Annotated in this window: 12 protein-coding genes; 5 read left to right on the top strand and 7 right to left on the bottom strand. The window is 60.5% G+C overall.

The genetic code is table 11. The annotated features are described in order from the left end of the window. Window positions 1–73: 73 nt before the first annotated feature. Window positions 74–541: a DUF4357 domain-containing protein gene (locus tag G5332_RS00570; protein ID WP_005333716.1), complete on the bottom strand. Its 468-nt coding sequence runs from the start codon at window positions 539–541 to the stop codon at window positions 74–76. A 197-nt stretch (window positions 542–738) separates the two neighbouring features. Here G5332_RS00570 and G5332_RS00565 point away from each other — a divergent pair, with 197 nt between their 5' ends. The 5 genes from G5332_RS00565 to G5332_RS00545 all read left to right on the top strand — a co-directional run bounded on the left by G5332_RS00565 (window position 739) and on the right by G5332_RS00545 (window position 7,080). Continuing rightward, window positions 739–1,419, top strand: coding sequence for an ABC transporter ATP-binding protein (locus tag G5332_RS00565; RefSeq protein ID WP_421259048.1), 681 nt, complete (start codon window positions 739–741; stop codon window positions 1,417–1,419). 30 nt (window positions 1,420–1,449) lie between these two features. After that, window positions 1,450–3,879 (top strand): FtsX-like permease family protein, encoded by a 2,430-nt coding sequence (locus G5332_RS00560; RefSeq protein WP_421259047.1) that lies wholly within the window; start codon window positions 1,450–1,452, stop codon window positions 3,877–3,879. An 89-nt stretch (window positions 3,880–3,968) separates the two neighbouring features. Then, window positions 3,969–5,054 (top strand): lipocalin-like domain-containing protein, encoded by a 1,086-nt coding sequence (locus G5332_RS00555; RefSeq protein ID WP_421311027.1) that lies wholly within the window; start codon window positions 3,969–3,971, stop codon window positions 5,052–5,054. Window positions 5,055–5,436: 382 nt separating this feature from the next. Then, on the top strand, window positions 5,437–6,201 hold the full coding sequence (locus tag G5332_RS00550) for an SDR family oxidoreductase (RefSeq protein WP_421311026.1): 765 nt from the start codon (window positions 5,437–5,439) through the stop codon (window positions 6,199–6,201). Between the two features lie 51 nt (window positions 6,202–6,252). Then, window positions 6,253–7,080 (top strand): bifunctional transcriptional activator/DNA repair enzyme AdaA, encoded by an 828-nt coding sequence (locus tag G5332_RS00545; protein ID WP_421311025.1) that lies wholly within the window; start codon window positions 6,253–6,255, stop codon window positions 7,078–7,080. 294 nt (window positions 7,081–7,374) lie between these two features. On the opposite strand, the gene G5332_RS00540 is transcribed toward G5332_RS00545, so the two are convergent. The 6 genes from G5332_RS00540 to G5332_RS00515 form a co-directional block, all read right to left on the bottom strand. Further along, the gene (locus G5332_RS00540; protein ID WP_350236156.1) at window positions 7,375–8,220 is read right to left on the bottom strand and encodes a DUF5677 domain-containing protein; all 846 of its coding nucleotides are present in this window, start codon (window positions 8,218–8,220) and stop codon (window positions 7,375–7,377) included. 441 nt (window positions 8,221–8,661) lie between these two features. Then, complete coding sequence (locus tag G5332_RS00535) at window positions 8,662–8,934, bottom strand: hypothetical protein (protein WP_005337011.1); 273 nt, start codon at window positions 8,932–8,934, stop codon at window positions 8,662–8,664. Window positions 8,935–9,313: 379 nt separating this feature from the next. Beyond that, window positions 9,314–10,903, bottom strand: coding sequence for a glutamine-hydrolyzing GMP synthase (gene guaA / locus G5332_RS00530; protein WP_041207518.1), 1,590 nt, complete (start codon window positions 10,901–10,903; stop codon window positions 9,314–9,316). 84 nt (window positions 10,904–10,987) lie between these two features. Beyond that, window positions 10,988–12,451, bottom strand: a complete 1,464-nt coding sequence (gene guaB, locus G5332_RS00525; RefSeq protein ID WP_421249201.1) for an IMP dehydrogenase — start codon at window positions 12,449–12,451, stop codon at window positions 10,988–10,990. A gap of 264 nt (window positions 12,452–12,715) precedes the next feature. Next, window positions 12,716–13,351: a YitT family protein gene (locus tag G5332_RS00520; RefSeq protein ID WP_201956241.1), complete on the bottom strand. Its 636-nt coding sequence runs from the start codon at window positions 13,349–13,351 to the stop codon at window positions 12,716–12,718. Between the two features lie 610 nt (window positions 13,352–13,961). Continuing rightward, the gene (locus tag G5332_RS00515; RefSeq protein WP_421172194.1) at window positions 13,962–17,168 is read right to left on the bottom strand and encodes an alpha-amylase family glycosyl hydrolase; all 3,207 of its coding nucleotides are present in this window, start codon (window positions 17,166–17,168) and stop codon (window positions 13,962–13,964) included. Between the last annotated feature and the right edge of the window lie 313 nt (window positions 17,169–17,481).

The raw sequence follows: 17,481 nt of genomic DNA, 5'->3' as shown, positions 1-17,481 counted from the left end.
CTAGCACCTGGATGAAAAGAAAAATTCATCCAGGTCAATTAACGCTTAATTGGTTTGCTGTCGAAACGCGGGATTATTTCTTGCCGAAACCCGACTGCTTGAGGGTATAGCCTGCGCTGTTTTGCCAGGCATCCAGACCGCTGCGGTTATTGCCCGCCACCAGACTGGCGGCCAGACTCGGGCTGTTGAACAGCTGATCGGCGGTAAAGACAAAGCCGCCCTGACTGCGGGGCACTATGACCCCCTTCTCCAGCAGTTCGTGACGCAGCTCGATCACCGCTTCACGCAAAGAGGCGGCATCCTCGCCATTGGCAGTGGAACCGGCCAGCACCATAAAGCCGGGATTTTGCCGCTTGCCCACCGGATAACCGTGGGCCTCGGCCCCCTTGCCGTTGAAGTGGTAGAGCTCGCGCTCCCCCGGCCGGTTGTCGGAGAGTGCCTTTTGCAGGGTCATCAGCTCGTTGTAGATCTCGATGGGGACGACGGCAGCCTGCTTGTTGCCCTTGCTATCGATGATAAAACTGACTTGCTTGTGTAACATCCTTGCTCATCCTGTGACCCATGGAAGCCCCTATTCTAACCACCTCGGGCAAGCGGGATCCAGCGAGGATCCACTGCTCTTTTGCCGCCTTGATCACTAACTGGCACTCTTGATCAACCGTAAGGGGTGTTGATCAATGCTGGCCGTGCTAGCGTACCAAGCATGATGAAAGCCATTGACCATCAAACGGTTATCCCATGCTGACCCTGCGCAACCTCTGCAAGAGCTTCGATAACGGCAGTGAACGACTGCCGCTGTTCCACCATCTCGATCTCGCCCTCCCCGCTGGCGAGATCACCCTGCTGCTGGGCCAAAGCGGCTGCGGCAAGTCGACCCTGCTCAATCTCATCGCCGGGCTGATTGCACCGGATGAAGGGGAGATCTGGCTGGGGGAGACCCGGATCGACACCCGCTCCCCCGACGAGCGGGCACGCCTGCGGGGTCGCCATTTCGGTATCGTCTATCAGGATTTCAACCTACTGCCGACCCTCAACGTGGCCGAGAATCTGGCACTGCCGCTCGCCATCAACGCTCTGCCACCGGATGAGACAAAGATTGACCAGTTGCTGCACCGGCTCGATATGAGCCACAAGCGCCATGCCTGGCCGGAGCAGCTCTCCGGCGGCCAGCGACAGCGGGTGGCGCTGGCCCGCGCCCTTATCCATCAACCCAGTTGGCTGCTCGCCGACGAACCCACTGGCAGCCTCGATGAGCACAATGCCGAACAGGTGATGGCGCTGATGGTGGCAGCGGTGCGGGACACAGGCGCAGGCTTGCTGCTGGTGAGCCACAACCCCGCCTATGCTGCGCTGGCCGACAGGGTGCTGCGCCTCGAAGGGGGGCAACTTATCGAGCTCAAGGGGCCCCTTCATGACTAAACGACGACTGCGCCAGCCGGAGACACGCTGATGCTGCCACTCAAAGCGCTGCTGCGCCTCTATCGCAGTCACCCCTGGTTGCTGCTGATGAGTCTGGCCGGGCTGGTATTGGGAGTGTCGCTGGTGGTGGCCATCGAGCTGCTCAATCACAGTGCCCGCACCAATTTTGTCGCCGCCCGCAGCCAGCTGGCAGGGGAAGCTAACTACCGGCTGGCCCCTGCTGGCGGGATGGATGAGCAGCTTTACGTGAATCTGGTGACCAGCCAGCCCGCCCTCGATGCCATGCCCCAGCTCCATGGCTGGCTCAAGGATGAGCAGGGGCGCAGCTTTCAGCTGTTGGGGATGGATCTCTTCAACCCCGGCCCCCTGCGCCAGCTGTTTGGCGCCCAACCCGCGAGCGAGCCCGACTTTTCCCTCAACCGCGCCGACAGCATCTGGCTGGCGGCCCCCGAAGCAGATCGCCTTGGCTGGCAAGCGGGCCAGAGCCGACGCTTTGTATTGGGCGGCAGCGATGGCGCCAGCGCCCGCCCCCTGACCCTGACACTGGCGGGCACGTTCGAACCGGGCGCCGTGCCCATGGAGCGGCTGCTGATAACCGACATCGGCCTCGCCCAGCCGCTGCTGGATAAAGCGGGTCGGCTCGATCGCATCGTCTTCAAGCTAAGCGAATCAGAAGCTCGCACCCTGCAGGCCACCCTGCAAACCGATTATCCGAACCAGCCCTTGTGGCTTGAGCCCATCAGCCCGGCGCTCGATGCCAGCCAGCTTGGCGATGCGCTGGCCCTCAATCTGACGGCGCTCTCATTGCTCGCCATGGCGGTGGGATTGTTTCTGGTGTTCAACGCCCAGCGATTTGTCCAGAGCGTGCGCCGCCCCCAGCTGGCCCAGTTGATCATTCTGGGGATGGGGCCGAGTCGGGTGCTACGCTGGCTCATCCTGGAGCTACTTATTCTCGCCACCATCGGCACCCTGCTCGGGGTGCTGCTGGGGAGCCTGCTGGCGCTGGCGCTGATGGGGCAGCTCACCCAGGCGCTGGCCGATCTCTATGGGCCAAACCCCATCGACCTGTTGCGCCTCTCCCCCGTGAGCCTGCTCAAGGCGCTGTTGATCGGGCTGCTCGGCACGCTGGCCGCCAACCTGCCCGGCTGGTGGCAACTGCTGCGCCAATCCCCCCTCGAACTGCGAGCCGGGAGCAGCCGTCCCCCCGCTCACCCGTGGCGACGGCGCGGGCTGGCCATCGCCATCTTGCTGCTGTGCGCTCTGTGCCTGTGGCTGCCGAAAACGGGTCTGAGTGGCGCCCTCTTTATCGCCGGCGGCTGGCTGCTGGCCATGGCGCTCTGGCTGCCCGATGCCCTGCGCGGCCTGCTTGGCTGGTTGCGACGGCGCGCGGGCGGCCCCCTCACCGCCCGGCTCGGGGTGGCTGAGACCCTCTATCATCTCGATCGCACCGCTATCGCGGTGATGGCGTTGCAGCTGGCCATCGCGGCGGCCATCGGCATCGGAGTCATGGTGTCGAGCTTTCGCTCAAGCGTGGAGATCTGGCTCGGCCAGCGTCTGGCCGCCGATCTCTATGTCACCGCCCCCAAGGGGGTGGCGGGCAACAAGGGCACTTTGAGCGACGCCACCCTCGAGACCCTGCTCGCCAACCCGCTGGTAAGCGCCGCCTCGCGCCGCTCGGTGCACCCTGCCCGCTGGCGGGGGCAGCCCATCGAGTGGGCGCAGATGGACTTTATCCCCCAGCTTAAAGCGGCCTATCCGCTGCTGGCCGGACGCTGGCCAACCCGCCCTGACGAGGTGCTGGCGAGCGAACCGTTGACGGTGCGCCTCGGGGTCAAGGTGGGCCAGACCCTTGAGGTGAGCGGCGAGCAGGGGCCAAGGCAGTTCACCGTCACCGGCGTCTATCAGGACTACGGCAGCGACAAGGGGCAGATCCTGCACGCCTTCGAGGCCGGGGCGGTGCAATCCCTCGCCCTCTTTAGCAACGACCCTGAACAGCTGGCCGACCGCCTGCGCGAGCGCTATGGCGAGCAGCTCAATCTGCTCTCCGCCCCTGCTATTCACAGCGCGGCGCTCAAGGTGTTTGACCAGACCTTTGTGGTGACCGAGCTATTGAAACTGCTGATCTTGGGCATCGCCTTTATCGGGATCGGCTCGGCCTTTATGGTGCTGGGGCTGGCACGCCGTGATGAGCTGCAGACCTTGCAGAGTCTGGGCTTGAGCCCCCGCCACTGCCGCCAGCTGCTGGTGTGGCAAGGGGCGGGATTGGGGCTGCTCACCGCCCTGCTGGCACTGCCGGTGGGGTATGGCCTCGCCTGGGTGCTGATCGAGGTGGTTAACCCCCGCGCCTTTGGCTGGCGCCTCGCTTTCGAGGCCGCCCCCCTTCATGCGGTCACCGCCCTGTTGCTGGCGCCGGTCTGTGGCGCATTGGCCTCCTGGTATGCAGCAAGGAGAGTGGTATGAGCCAACAACCGCGAGATACGCCAGCATGCTGGCTCTCACACCTGATACTGTGGCGCATTGGCCTCCTGGTATGCGGCAAGGAGAGTGGTATGAAACAGATCAAAGGGTGGCCGCTGGCGCTGGGTATGCTCTGGACGCTCTATAGCGGGGCTATCGCTGCCAGCGATCTGGGCGCCCTGCTCGGCGGTGGCAACGACAGCTTTAAAAAGGTGCTGCCGGGGCAAACCATCACACTGCCGGAGGATCACGCCGCCCACCCCGATTACCGCTCCGAGTGGTGGTATCTCACCGGCAACCTCAAGGATGAACAGGGGCGCGAATATGGCATGCAGTGGACCCTGTTTCGGCAGGGTATCGAGCAAGATCTTCGCACCAGCAACCCCTGGCTCACCCCCCAGCTCTGGCTGGCCCAGTTTGCCATCACGGATCTCGACCGTGGCAGCCACCGGCAAGATGAACGGGCCAGTCGGCAGGGGCCGGGACTGGCGGGGGCCAGCGGCGGCCAATATTGGCTCAGGGAGTGGCGACTTGCCTCCCAAGGGGCAGCGCTCTTCCCCGCCACCCTCAAGGTGCAGAGCAAGATTGGCGAGCTGAACCTCACCGTCACTGCCGCCAAGCCGCTGGTGCTGCAAGGCAAGGCCGGTTACAGCGAGAAGAGCCCGGGCAACGCCTCCTTTTACTACTCCTACCCGCGCCTCACTCTTCACGGCACCCTGACCCGCGATGGCGAGACCCGCACCGTCAAAGGACAAGGGTGGTTTGATCACGAGTGGAGCAGCTCGGTATTGGCGGAGTGGCAATCGGGCTGGGACTGGTTTTCGCTCCAGTTGAACGATGGCCGCGAGCTGATGCTGTTTCGCCTGCGCACCAAACCGGGCCGCGCTAATCCCGAAAACCAGCCAGAAAACCGCTACGGCATTCTCATTGAGCGGGATGGCAGCAGCCGGGTGCTCGCCCCCGACGCGATTCGCCTTACGCCGGGCAACACCTGGCGCGGCCCCAAGGGGCAGGATTACCCCGTCGAGTGGCAGCTAAACGCCGCCGGAATGAGCCTCACCATCAAAGCCCGTCAGCCCAATCAGGCCATGACAGGTCGCTTTGACTACTGGGAGGGCGCGGTCTCTGTCTCGGGGGATGCCAAGGGGGTCGGCTATCTGGAGATGACGGGCTATTGATCCAGGAGCGTGTCTGTTGATTGCAATCGCCGTCAATGCCCTGCCAGGCAGGCTTGATGATGCACGCAGCCACCATGGCGCCGGGGCTCTCGCCCCTCACTGCAGCACACAGGGCGCGCCGAACCCGGGTCCGGCGATTTTAAAGGGGGCATGATAAAGAATTCGGGGCGCAGTTCGCCCCTTTTGTTGCCACGAAGGCCTGTATCGACATGTCGCAAAACGACTTGGGAACAAAGAGAGCAAGATTCGGGTCGTTCCGGCAAGGAGTGGTTGCCATAGTGGGGGCCAAACCCGAGTGGGGCCGACCCCTTGAGGTTCCAACCCACAGTCAACCCTGTGTACCACTTAGCTGGCGCACAATACACTCAGCGAGGGAACTGCCATGTCATTACTGTCCAACAAGGTCGCCATCATCACCGGCGCCAGCTCCGGTATCGGTCGCGCCAGCGCCATCCTGTTTGCCCGCGAAGGGGCCAGCGTCGTCGTCGGCGCCCGCCGCCAGCCCGAGCTGGATCTGCTGGTGGAGGAGATCCGCCACGAGGGGGGCCAGGCGGTGAGTCTGGCGGGGGATGTGAAAAGCGAGACTTACGCCCGCGCTCTTGTTGATCTCGCGCTAACCCGTTTCGGGGGGCTCGATATCGCCTTCAACAACGCAGGTACCACTGGCACGCCGGGCAGCGTAAAGGACCTTGAACTGGCGCAGTGGCAGGAAATTCTGGATACCAACCTCACCAGCGCCTTTGTGGGAGCCAAGTACCAGATCCCCGCCATGCAGGCTCGCGGCGGCGGCTCGCTTATCTTTACCTCCACCTTTGTCGGCCATACCCTGGGGCTGCCCGGCATGGCGGCCTATGCGGCGAGCAAGGCAGGCCTCATTGGCCTGACCCGTGTGCTGGCTGCCGAGTATGGGGCACAAGGGATTCGGGTCAACGCCCTGCTGCCGGGGGGGACCGACACTCCCATGGGGCGGGCTTTTGCCAATACGCCAGAGAGCCTCGCCTTTGTGCAGAATATGCATGCCCTCAAACGGCTGGCCCAGCCGGAGGAGATCGCCCGCTCGGCCCTTTATCTCGCGTCCGATGCATCCAGCTTTACCACCGGCATTGCCCTGCTGGCCGATGGTGGGGTATCAATTTGTCGTACATGACGTTGTCGCCCCCAAGATCCTGCGACCGAAACCTTATCGTGAGAGCGCCTTATGTCTGATTACGCCCGCATCGCCGATGCCATCCGTTTTATCGCAAGTCAGGTGGAGCGCCAGCCCACTCTGGACGAGATAGCGGCGCACGTACACTTAAGTCCCTTTCACTTCCAGCGGCTGTTCAGCCGCTGGGCCGGAGTGACGCCCAAACGCTATCTGCAGGTGCTGACCCTGGAGCGGGCCAAGGCGCTGTTGCAGGAGTCGCGCCCGCTGCTTGAGGTGGCCGATACCCTGGGCCTTAGCAGCGGCTCGCGGCTCTACGATCACTTTGTGCAACTCGAAGCGGTAACACCGGGCGAGTACAAGCAGCGCGGGGCCGGGCTGGTTATCGATCACGGGGTGCACGACACCCCCTTCGGCCAGGCATTCGTCGCCCTGACCCCGCGGGGGGTGTGCAACTTCTCGTTTCTCGATGACCAGACCCCAGAGACGCCGCTGGCCGCCCTCGCCCACAGCTGGCCCAAGGCGGAGTTGCGGGAGGCACCATCACGCACCCAGAACGTCATCAACACCATGTTCGATGGCAGCAAGGCGCCGGATCGCCCCATCTCCTTGCACGTGAGCGGCACCAACTTTCAGATCAGCGTCTGGCGGGCGCTGCTGCAGATCCCGCCCGCCAAGGTGGTGAGCTACACCCAGGTGGCGAGCGCCGTCGGCAATCCCAAGGCCGCCCGCGCCGTGGGGCTGGCGGTGGGCGCCAACCCCGTCGCCTTGATGATCCCCTGTCACCGGGTCATCCAACAAAACGGCAAACTCGGTGGCTATCACTGGGGCGAGACCCGCAAACAGGCGATACACGCTTGGGAAGCGGCGAGGTATGAGTGAAGGGGGCCTTTTTTTGCACGGCCTGATGAGGAAAACAGAAATCTTGGTAATGAGTCAGCAGACAATCAGGCAGCGCCAGACAAACGTGCGGCGATATAAAACGGGGACATAAAAAGATTCGGGGCGCAGATCGCCCCTTTTGTTGCCTTGGCAAGACATGGCGCTTAGCAACACCACCCCAGCGAATTGACGAAGAGACGTAGGGTGCAATAAGCGCAGCGCATTGCACCATTTGCAGAGTGGCTTTTGTGCAAGGTATGAGGAACAAAAGTAGAGGTGCAATTTCATTGCACCCTATGCCACTGATGTCGGTTTGGAACTCAGCTCCATAAGCCGCTTGAATAGCTTTTCTTCGGCATCAAGCCCTACTTGCATTTTCTGCTTTTCAAAGAATGCAGCTAAGTAACCACATCCGGCGTGAAGAACTGCAATAAGGATTTCCTCTAACTGCCGAATCGTTCCAGCGATGAAGGCCTCTGTAGTGTCTTCTCCTTTAAGGTGAGCGGAATAAAAGAAGCTGGCACCAAAGGGTGAACCATGAATGACCTCTGACGAGAGTGAGTAGATCAGCCCATATGCCGCGAGTAGCCGCGATCCAGCTTTGCGCCCTGCAAGTTCACCGACCCGCCTAATACGACTTGGCATATCTAGGTTGGTCCAGCCTCCGTTTCCTTTGCCCGTAAACTCAGGAAATTTAGATGCAAGTGTTGATACTGGGTCAGGGTCTGTGTGGACTTCAATCGAGTATTCGCCACTGCCGAATTTTCGATTGTGTTGCCGCCAGGCGGCAAATTCGATGTACCTAACAGCTCGGTCTGCAACTGCATTTGACTCCACGAGGAGGTAGCTTGCATTTACGAAAGACTCAACAGCTGATCGTGCGATTGGATAGGCATCGCGGACAGGAATTCCGCGCTGTTTGGCTATGTGTAAAAGGGACTCGACAGATTGTCCTGCTCCCATTGCTAATAATGTGCTTGTGCGTCGTTGTGCGTCCGGGAGGCTACAAGTCAGAATTTCTCCTTCATATGTGGTGGAGCCTTGGGATGCAACGAAAAGTGCAAGGCGCAAGAACTCTTGCTGAAGCATTGCCAAGCCTCGTAAAGCATCCAGCAGTGGTAACTCCTCGTCTGCGGACATAAATTGTTCTCCCTAAATAGAAATCGGTACTAATCAGCAATGGAAAATGCCAGCAAACCCAATCTATGACTGTGATCCCCTACATCAACTGTGGCTCCACTGGATCTCGGTGTACTCGTGCCATTGCCGATGCTACCACCCCTGAATAACAGCCTGCAGCTTGTTACCTATGGCATTTCTCTGGCCTGACTCATGGGCGACCCCAAATGGGTTATTTCCAAACAACTATCCTAGCGAGCAAGGCAGATAAGAAAAAGAGGAAGATGGAATTTTCCTAATAAATATCAACAAATTAAATAAGAAGCACCAATGCTGGGCATATATCTTAGGTGCCAGATCGTAGATAAAGAAAAGACGCCCTAAGGCGTCTTTCTTATTTTCAGGATTAGGAGCAAACAGATTGGAGGTTATTCCCCCTCCCCACCTTGCCCTACCACCCAATCAGATTGGTGTAATGGAGGTGATATGGGCATCCCCGTCCAGTGATTTGAAGATCTGCACCACGGCTTCGCCATGGATCGGTTTGGCAAGCGGCACTGTGCTCTTGCACTTGAAGCGGTAGTTGGTGCCAGCCACCACCTGAGTGGAGACTTCAAAGGGTACGTACTGCACCCCGACAAATCCTTTCAGCGCCTGATCAAATACCGCCTGATCCTCAGCGGTCAGCTTGTGATATGCGGTCCATCCACCCACCAACACTGCTTGTTCTGACATATCAAACTCTCCGTGCTCTATGATCCCGAGTCGTTTGGCCGTTCGGGCTGCGCCCCGTTGATTCAAGTGGTTTCTGGTCTCCACCGGGGTGTCATCACTGCCGGTTGGCGCGATAACGATGGGCCTGTTTGTGCAGCTATCTGTAACTGGATCAGCCCTCCCCCCAGCCACGAGCCGCTGTTGACTGCGGGCTCAATTGGCATGAGAGAGCCTAGTGCGAGATGGCAAAAATGCCCCTGTCACATATGACAGGGGCAAGGTGGAGAAAAAGCTGCTCGAAAAAAGAAGATGTGTGGCGCAAACGATTGAGAAAAGAAAAGACGCCGCAAGGGCGTCTTTTTGCATTTTTATGCTCGAAGGGTAGAAGGGCGCGAGCCGCTTATTCCCATTCGATAGTTGCGGGCGGCTTGCCGGAAACGTCGTACACCACGCGGGAGATACCGTTGATCTCGTTGATGATGCGGTTCGATACGTGACCGAGGAAGTCGTACGGCAGGTGAGCCCAGTGGGCGGTCATAAAATCGATGGTTTCGACAGCGCGAAGCGCAATGACCCAGTCATATTTGCGACCATCGCCCATCACGCCAACGGAGCGCACCGGCAGGAACACGGCGAACGCCTGGCTGACCTGGTTGTAGAGGTCGGCTTTGCGCAGCTCTTCGATAAAGACCGCATCGGCGCGGCGCAAGATATCGCAGTACTCTTTCTTCACTTCGCCAAGGACGCGCACGCCCAGACCCGGGCCCGGGAACGGGTGACGGTAGAGCATGTCGTAGGGCAGACCCAGCTCGAGGCCAACGCGGCGCACTTCGTCTTTGAACAGCTCGCGCAGCGGCTCGACAAGACCCATCTTCATCTCTTCCGGCAGGCCGCCGACGTTGTGGTGAGACTTGATGACGTGGGCCTTGCCGGTCTTGCTGGCAGCGGATTCAATAACGTCCGGATAGATGGTGCCTTGTGCCAGCCACTTGGCGTTTTTCAGCTTTTTCGCTTCATCATCAAACACTTCAACGAAGACGCGGCCGATGATCTTGCGCTTGGCTTCCGGCTCGTCAACACCGGCCAGGGCAGAGAGGAAGCGCTCTTCGGCATCGACCTTGACGATGTTGAGGCCAAAGTGATCGCCAAACATCTCCATCACCTGGGTGCCTTCGTTCAGACGCAGCAGACCGTTGTCCACGAAGACGCAGGTCAGGCGATCGCCGATGGCGCGGTGCACCAGCATGGCAACCACGGAGGAGTCAACACCGCCGGAGAGGCCGAGGATCACTTCATCGTCACCCACCTGCTCGCGGATGCGGGCAACGGCGTCGTCAATGATGGTGGCCGGGGTCCAGAGGCATTCGCAGCCGCAGATGTCTTTGACGAAGTGCTCCAGCATGCGGGCACCCTGACGGGTGTGGGTCACTTCCGGGTGGAACTGCACGCCGTAGAAGCGCTTGGCCTCACACGCCATGGCCGCGTGCGGGCAGGTCGGGGTCTGGGCGATGGTGGTGAAGTCGGCCGGAATGGTGGTGACCTTGTCACCGTGGCTCATCCAGACATCCAGCAGGGCATTGCCGTTGTCGGCGATGGCATCTTCGATGTTGCGCAAGAGGGCGCTGCTCTTGCCAGCTTCGCCCAGCACTTCCACCTTGGCGTAGCCGAATTCACGCTCGGTGGAGGATTGCACCTTGCCACCCAGCTGCTCGGCCATGGTCTGCATGCCGTAGCAGATGCCGAACACAGGGACACCGGCGTTGAACACATACTCGGGGGCGCGCGGGCTACCCGCTTCGGTCACGGACTCGGGGCCGCCGGAGAGGATGATGCCGCTCGGATTGAATTCGCGGATCTGCTCTTCGGTTACGTCCCAGGCCCACAGTTCGCAGTAAACGCCGATTTCGCGCACCCGGCGGGCGATCAGCTGGGTGTACTGGGAACCGAAGTCGAGGATAAGGATACGGTGCTGGTGAATGTCTTTAGTCATTTTATTCCTGCATCAGGCTGATGTTGTCACAAAGGGCACGGGATAAAAAAAGGGTGGAAAAACGGGGCGCAGGGCCCCGTTTTATCAGCCCATCCGATAGTTGGGGGCTTCTTTGGTAATGGTCACATCGTGGACGTGGGACTCTTTCATCCCGGCGCCGGAGATGCGCACGAATTCAGCTTTGGTGCGCATGTCGTCGATGGTGGCGCTGCCGGTCAGGCCCATGGAGGAGCGCAGGCCGCCCATCTGCTGGTGGATGATCTCTTTGAGGCGACCTTTATACGGCACGCGACCTTCGATGCCTTCCGGTACCAGCTTGTCGGCGGCGTTGTCAGTCTGGAAGTAACGGTCGCTAGAACCTTTGGACATGGCGCCCAGAGAGCCCATACCACGGTAGGATTTGAAGGAGCGACCCTGATAGAGCTCGATCTCGCCCGGCGCTTCTTCAGTACCGGCGAACATGGAGCCCACCATGACGCAGCTGGCGCCCGCGGCAATGGCCTTGGCGATGTCGCCGGAGAAGCGGATACCGCCGTCGGCAATCACCGGAATACCGGTGCCTTCCAGCGCGTCAACGGCGTCGGAGATGGCGGTGATCTGGGGCACGCCCACGCCGGTTACGATGCGGGTAGTACAGATGGAGCCCGGGCCGATACCGACCTTGACGGCGTTGACGCCGGCAGCAACCAGCGCCTTGGCGCCCGCGGCGGTCGCGACGTTGCCACCGATGATCTGCAGATCAGGATAGGCGTCGCGGGTAGCTTTGATGCGATCCAGCACACCCTGAGAGTGGCCGTGGGAGGAGTCGATCAGCAGCACGTCAACACCAGCTTCCACCAGCGCGGCGACGCGCTCTTCGTTGCCGGCACCGGCACCGACCGCAGCACCGACCCGCAGACGACCCTTGTCATCTTTACAGGCATGGGGCTTGCGCTCGGCTTTCTGGAAATCTTTAACGGTGATCATGCCCTTGAGTTTGAAGTCGCCGTTCACCACCAGCACTTTTTCGATACGGTGCTTTTGCATCAGGGCAACCACCTCTTCACGAGGGGCCCCTTCACGCACGGTGACCAGACGATCTTTCTGGGTCATGATCTGTTCAACGGTCTGGGAGAGGTCAATCACGAAGCGCACGTCACGGCCGGTGATGATACCGACCAGCTGATTGCCGTCAGTCACCACGGGGTAACCGGCGAAGCCATTCTTGTGGCTCAGCTCCTTGATTTGGGCGATGGTCATGTCAGGGCGCACGGTGACGGGGTCAGTGACCACGCCGCTCTCGTACTTCTTGACCTTGCGCACTTCGGCAGCCTGCTGCTCGATGGACATGTTCTTGTGGATAAAGCCGATACCGCCTTCCTGGGCCAGTGCGATAGCCAGACGGGCTTCGGTCACTGTGTCCATGGCAGCGGAGATCATCGGGATGTTCAAGCTGATAGCGGAGGTCAGCTTGGTACGCAGATCGGCAGTATTGGGAAGAACTTCGGAGTGGGCGGGAACCAACAGTACATCGTCGAAGGTTAACGCTTCTTTGGCAATCCTGAGCATGGCAATATCTCACCGTTGAGGAAGTGGGGGTGTAAAATATTGCCGACGAAGTTTACTCACCCATTGGTCACTGGTAAAGAAGTTTTTTGAATTTTTTATGGCATAGCCCTCTTTTAGGCGGCCAACGGCGCAAAAAACTAATAAATTCAGCTGTAATCATGCCTTTTTTCACGACAAGATGATCTTTTTTGTCGTTGAGCCCCTTTCTCCCTCCAACCTCCCGGAACAGCATTTTCAATGATCCAATTATGTGCAGCCGGGTGTTCAGTTTCCCTGATAGCGACCTGGCTTGTGCCAATTCATCAGCATGGCGTTCATCGCCAGCGCACTCAGGGTGGACCAGAGCAGCAAGGGCAGTGGCAAGGTGAGCAGGGAGAGTGCAAACACCAGCACATCAAGCACCATCTGGCTCTTTCCCGCGTTGATGCCAACGCGCCGTTGCAGCCAGAGCGTCACCACCCCGGTGCCACCCACGGAGGCATTGTGGCGCGCCAGAGACAACACCCCCATGCCGAGAAAGGTCCCCCCCACCAGGGCGGCAAACAGTGGGTGGACATAGCTCACCGTCAGCAGCAGCGGTACCGCCTGGGTGGCCGCCGAGAGGGTAACGTTGACGATCAGCGTCTTGATGGTGAAGGCGCGCCCCATGGTGAAGTAACAAAACACCATGAAGGGCATGTTGACCATGAAGAACAGAACCCCGATGGGCAAACTGCTGACATGGGCGAGCAGCAGGGCGATGCCCGCGATGCCACCGGTGATCATGCCGGAACACTTGAGCAGGTTGAGACCGACCGCGATAAACATGACCCCGAGCACCATGCCGTAAACATCGTCCTTGAGGGTGTGGGCCAGGGCTTTGGTCGCCGGCACGGGCGACATGGTCATTTCACCTTCCATATGACTCCTTTCCATGTTTGCTGTGACATCAGGGCACCAGTCACTGGGCCGAAGGGGTGGGCATACTCGGGCGCCCTGGCCATTTCCCCTGCCGGTCCCCCTGCCGACATCACAAGACTCAGCAAAAAAAGCGCCAATCAACACAAGCATCCAGGATAGGCTGAAAAATCAAATTTAAATTCCGACATTCTGCCTATGACAGGAGCAACACACCCATTCATGGGACAAACATCAGGCTGCATCAGCATGTTTGACCAGCCACACTGAAGGCAGCTCGCCATCTCCCCTTTTAAAGCCCGTTATTAAGTGGATCATGTTGATATAGTGCCACATGGCAGCATGAATCATGCTCGTCACAGGAGGGGAATAGGGTGGATACGGCATATTTCTCCAAGGTGGGTTCCTGCTGCCAATGTCGATGATGCGCACCACTTTGGGGCGAAAGCACCATAACAGAGCAAGCCACCCTCGGATGCCGCTTGCTCCCAAGCGATGTCGACGCTACTGCTTATTGCCTTCCCCGTCTGGTCCCTCTCCCTCGATCCCTTGATATGCGGCATAAAAAAGTCGGCCCCAAGGCCGACTCGCTGCACACTGTGACAGGCTTTCCTTATTTGAGATATTTACCGTCAACGCCCACCTTGCCCGGGCCGTTCAGTACCCAGACCCGTGCCGAATAGGCGGGCACCGCAAAGCTCAGACTGCCGTTGCTGACGTTCTGACTCGCGCCGGTCACCGCATCCATATAGGTGCCGTTCTTCAGGCCACTCAGGTTTATTTGCTGGGCCGAATTGGCCGCGAGGCCCACGGCAGCGTAGCTGCCTTGAGCGCTCAGGTCACGCACGAAGCTGATGCCGCTGCCCCACTCGTTCACCTGGCTCATGGGCGCCTTCTGCAGGGCGGGCACCGCCTTGCGGATCTGGTTCAGGCGCTTGATGTGCTGGTAGAGCGGGTGGCTCGGGGTGGCCGGGTTGTCCAGCACCTCCCCGTAGTAGGCACGACCAGTCTGATCCACCGTCATGGTGGCCCCGTCGATATCCTGGGGCTTGCCCGCCTGGAACATCACCTCTTCCCCGTAGTAGAGGGTCGGGATACCCCGCGCCGTCCAGAGCAGGTTGTAGGTCATGGCCGCATTGCCCTCTTGCCCGCCGTAGCGGTACTTGAAGTCGTTGTCCGGCCCCACGTCATGGTTCTGGAAGAAGGTGATGAGCTTGGTGGCATCCCCATAGACCCAGTCCATGGCAAAGATCCCGCCCACCCCGCCAAAGCTCCCCCGGGTGACGTTGTCACGGAAGGTGGAGAAGAGGGAGAAGTCCAGCACAGAGAGGCCGGAATCGCCCCCTGCCCGGGGATCCGCCGGGTTCGGCGTGGTGCGGGTATACCACCAGGGACGGATCACCGCCGAGGCATTGTCGTTGGCCAGCTCAGAGCCCCAGCCGGTGCCCTTGACCAGGTTCTCGCCAAAGACGAACAACCCCGGCTTGTGGGCCTGCCAGTCGTGGACATAGGTCAGCAGCTCGTCCCGCTCGATGTGCTTCAAGGTATCGATGCGAATGGCGTCAACCCCCATGTCTAGGTACTGGCGGATGGCGCCGTTGAGGTAGTCCTTGACGTTCTGGTTGCCGGTGGCGAGATCGATGCAATCCCCCGCCATGTGTTTGCGCTGCAGGGCGAGCGGGCTCTCCCAGTCACCGCCTGACATGAAACCGTCTAGGTGATACCAGGCGGGATCCAGGGTCTGGGCGTCGATGCCGAAGAAGCGGTTGGGGTTGTAGCCAGCACTCGGCACGGTGGCGCCTGTCTTGGGGTCCACCAGAGGCTGGGTGCCCGCCGGATCGGACTGGCAGCGGGCCTTGTACCAGTCGGGAGCCACCGGGTTGTCGTCGTCACAGCGGTTGGCGCTGGCGTAGTCCCCGAGGTTGCCCTGATAGGGGCCGTTGTTGATGAGCCCCTGGCTCGACCCCGCCGGTACGTAGTATTTGACGGGCAGGCGATCGATCCAGGTCTTGCCGCGCAGGCCGTACTGGCTCGAGTGGTTGAGCACCACATCCTGGATCACCTTGAGCCCCTTGGCGTGGGCCGCCTGGATGAACTCCCGGTAACCCGCCCCCGGCGACTCCAGACGGGGATCGACCCGGTAGAAGTCGTAGGCGTGGTAGCCGTGGTAGTCGAGGCCGGAGCGGTTCTCCACCGGTGGCGTCACCCAGATGGCGGTGAAGCCGAGATCCTTGATGTAGTCGATCTTGGCGATCAAGCCCTTGAAGTCGCCGCGCCAATGGGGATCCCCCGCCTTGTAGCGATCCCGGTTATGGTAGTTGTTGCTGGCATCGCCATCATAGAAGCGGGCGGTCAGCAGGAAGTAGATGCTCTCGGCACGAAAATCGCCGCTCGCCACCCCCTGCTCGCCGATACGGTACTCGAAGCGCTGCTCGCGCTGATTGCCGCTGGCGTCAATGGCAAGGGTGCGGATCACCAGATCGGTGCCGCTCCCCTTGTCGCTCGCCACCAGGGGCTGGCCTGCATAGCGGGCCGACGCCGTGGTGGGCTGGCTGCCGTCCGTGGTGAAATGCACGGCGGGGGCGCTGTCCTGATCGTCGCTCACCCCCAGGGTGATGGACTGGTTGTCCAGATAACTCCCCGGGGCCGGGGTGACCGTCACCGTGGGGGCCTGCAGATCGGCCCCAGCCAGCGTCTCCACCTCGATGGCCTTGCGCAGGCTGTCAAAGCAGATGCGATAGCGGGTGTTGGCGCTGACCAGGTAATCCTGGGCCGGATACGCCTCGGTCCAGTCCCCCTTGTGGTCAATCTTGAAGCGGGGGTTGTTGCTGCCAAAGGCCTGCTCGGTGCAGAAGGTGGTACCATCCTCGCTGGTCATTGGGGTGAGCCCCCAGTTGTTGGTCGTGCCCCGGAAGTACCAGCTGTCGCTGCTCTGTCCTGCCCCGACCACCACGCTCACACTGCTGCTGCCCTTGGCGCCCTGATCGTCGGTGACCGTGAGGCCATAGGTGAAGGTGCCGGTCTGGGTGGTACTGACGACGATGCTCTCCGTGGTCTCGCCGCTGCTCCACAGATAGCTCGTGATCTGGCCGTCGGGATCCGTAGAGTCGCTGCCGCTCAAGGTCAGTGACGCCCCCTGGGTCACATTCACCGTGCCCCCCGGGGTGATGACCGCGAGCGGCGGCTGGTTGTCATCCCCAAGGGGGGTGATGCTGTAGACCAGGGTCTGGTCGTTGACCTGGATGCGCACCGTACCCACGGCGCTCCAGAAGATGTCGCCGCCACTTTTCTCCAGCACGCCGTCGCCGTTGCTGTCGCCAAAGTTGACGGCCCAGTCGCCAGCCTGATCAAACTTGAGGCGCTGGCTCGCCTTGCCATCCATGTAGGCTTCCACCTGCCATAGGTGATCCCCTACCAGAGTCATGGGTAGGCTGGCCCAGCCGTTGAAGGTGCCGCGTACGTTGAGTTGCGGCAAGGTGCTGGCAAACCCCGAGGCCTCGCAACTGGCCACCGCCGTCGCGCTCACCGCCTGGGTGCTGGCGTTGATGCGGATCTGGTACGCCGTGTTGGCATTGACCCCGTAGTCGGCCGCCGGGTAGCTCTGCTGCCAGTTGCCGTACCTGTCTATCTTGAAGCGCGGTCCGCCGCTGGCATCCCCGCTCACGAAGCGCTGGCAGGTATCAAAATTGACGCCGTCCGTCGACGTCATGGCGGTCGCCGCCCATCCATTCGCGGTGCCCCGGAAGAACCACTCCGCCGCCGACGTCGGCGCCGTGATCAGGGTTCCCAACAATCCGGCCGCGAGTATCCATCTAGCCATTGATAGTCCTTTATTTTCATTGTTTTGTGTGTGATGCCGGTGTGCCCCGGCATTCCCCCATCCGCTACAGTCCCGCCTTCGGATGAGCCCGATCAGTCTAGAGTTCCCCATAACCAATTCATGGCGAATGCGCGCAAAATGTGACCACCATCGACTTCGCTATTGGCTGTATGTGATTGATAGCGCTTTCATTTCCATGCAACACCGATTTGCAGGGAGGAGTGACCAACCTGATCCATTGACTCGGCGGACGAGGTAAAGTGGGGTAAGATGGCGACATTGTTTCTCTCCTCCGCCTTCGCTGGCGAGGAAC

Source organism: Aeromonas sp. 603757, assembly GCF_049171255.1.
GTDB classification, from domain to species: Bacteria; Pseudomonadota; Gammaproteobacteria; order Enterobacterales; family Aeromonadaceae; genus Aeromonas; species Aeromonas veronii_A.
This window is presented reverse-complemented; position numbering and strand designations above follow the sequence as displayed.

Coding starts and splice junctions, on each gene's coding strand:
- G5332_RS00570 (WP_005333716.1), bottom strand. CDS start 541: ATGTTACACAAGCAAGTCAGTTTTATCATCGATAGCAAGGGCAACAAG.
- G5332_RS00565 (WP_421259048.1), top strand. CDS start 739: ATGCTGACCCTGCGCAACCTCTGCAAGAGCTTCGATAACGGCAGTGAA.
- G5332_RS00560 (WP_421259047.1), top strand. CDS start 1,450: ATGCTGCCACTCAAAGCGCTGCTGCGCCTCTATCGCAGTCACCCCTGG.
- G5332_RS00555 (WP_421311027.1), top strand. CDS start 3,969: ATGAAACAGATCAAAGGGTGGCCGCTGGCGCTGGGTATGCTCTGGACG.
- G5332_RS00550 (WP_421311026.1), top strand. CDS start 5,437: ATGTCATTACTGTCCAACAAGGTCGCCATCATCACCGGCGCCAGCTCC.
- G5332_RS00545 (WP_421311025.1), top strand. CDS start 6,253: ATGTCTGATTACGCCCGCATCGCCGATGCCATCCGTTTTATCGCAAGT.
- G5332_RS00540 (WP_350236156.1), bottom strand. CDS start 8,220: ATGTCCGCAGACGAGGAGTTACCACTGCTGGATGCTTTACGAGGCTTG.
- G5332_RS00535 (WP_005337011.1), bottom strand. CDS start 8,934: ATGTCAGAACAAGCAGTGTTGGTGGGTGGATGGACCGCATATCACAAG.
- guaA (WP_041207518.1), bottom strand. CDS start 10,903: ATGACTAAAGACATTCACCAGCACCGTATCCTTATCCTCGACTTCGGT.
- guaB (WP_421249201.1), bottom strand. CDS start 12,451: ATGCTCAGGATTGCCAAAGAAGCGTTAACCTTCGACGATGTACTGTTG.
- G5332_RS00520 (WP_201956241.1), bottom strand. CDS start 13,351: ATGGAAGGTGAAATGACCATGTCGCCCGTGCCGGCGACCAAAGCCCTG.
- G5332_RS00515 (WP_421172194.1), bottom strand. CDS start 17,168: ATGGCTAGATGGATACTCGCGGCCGGATTGTTGGGAACCCTGATCACG.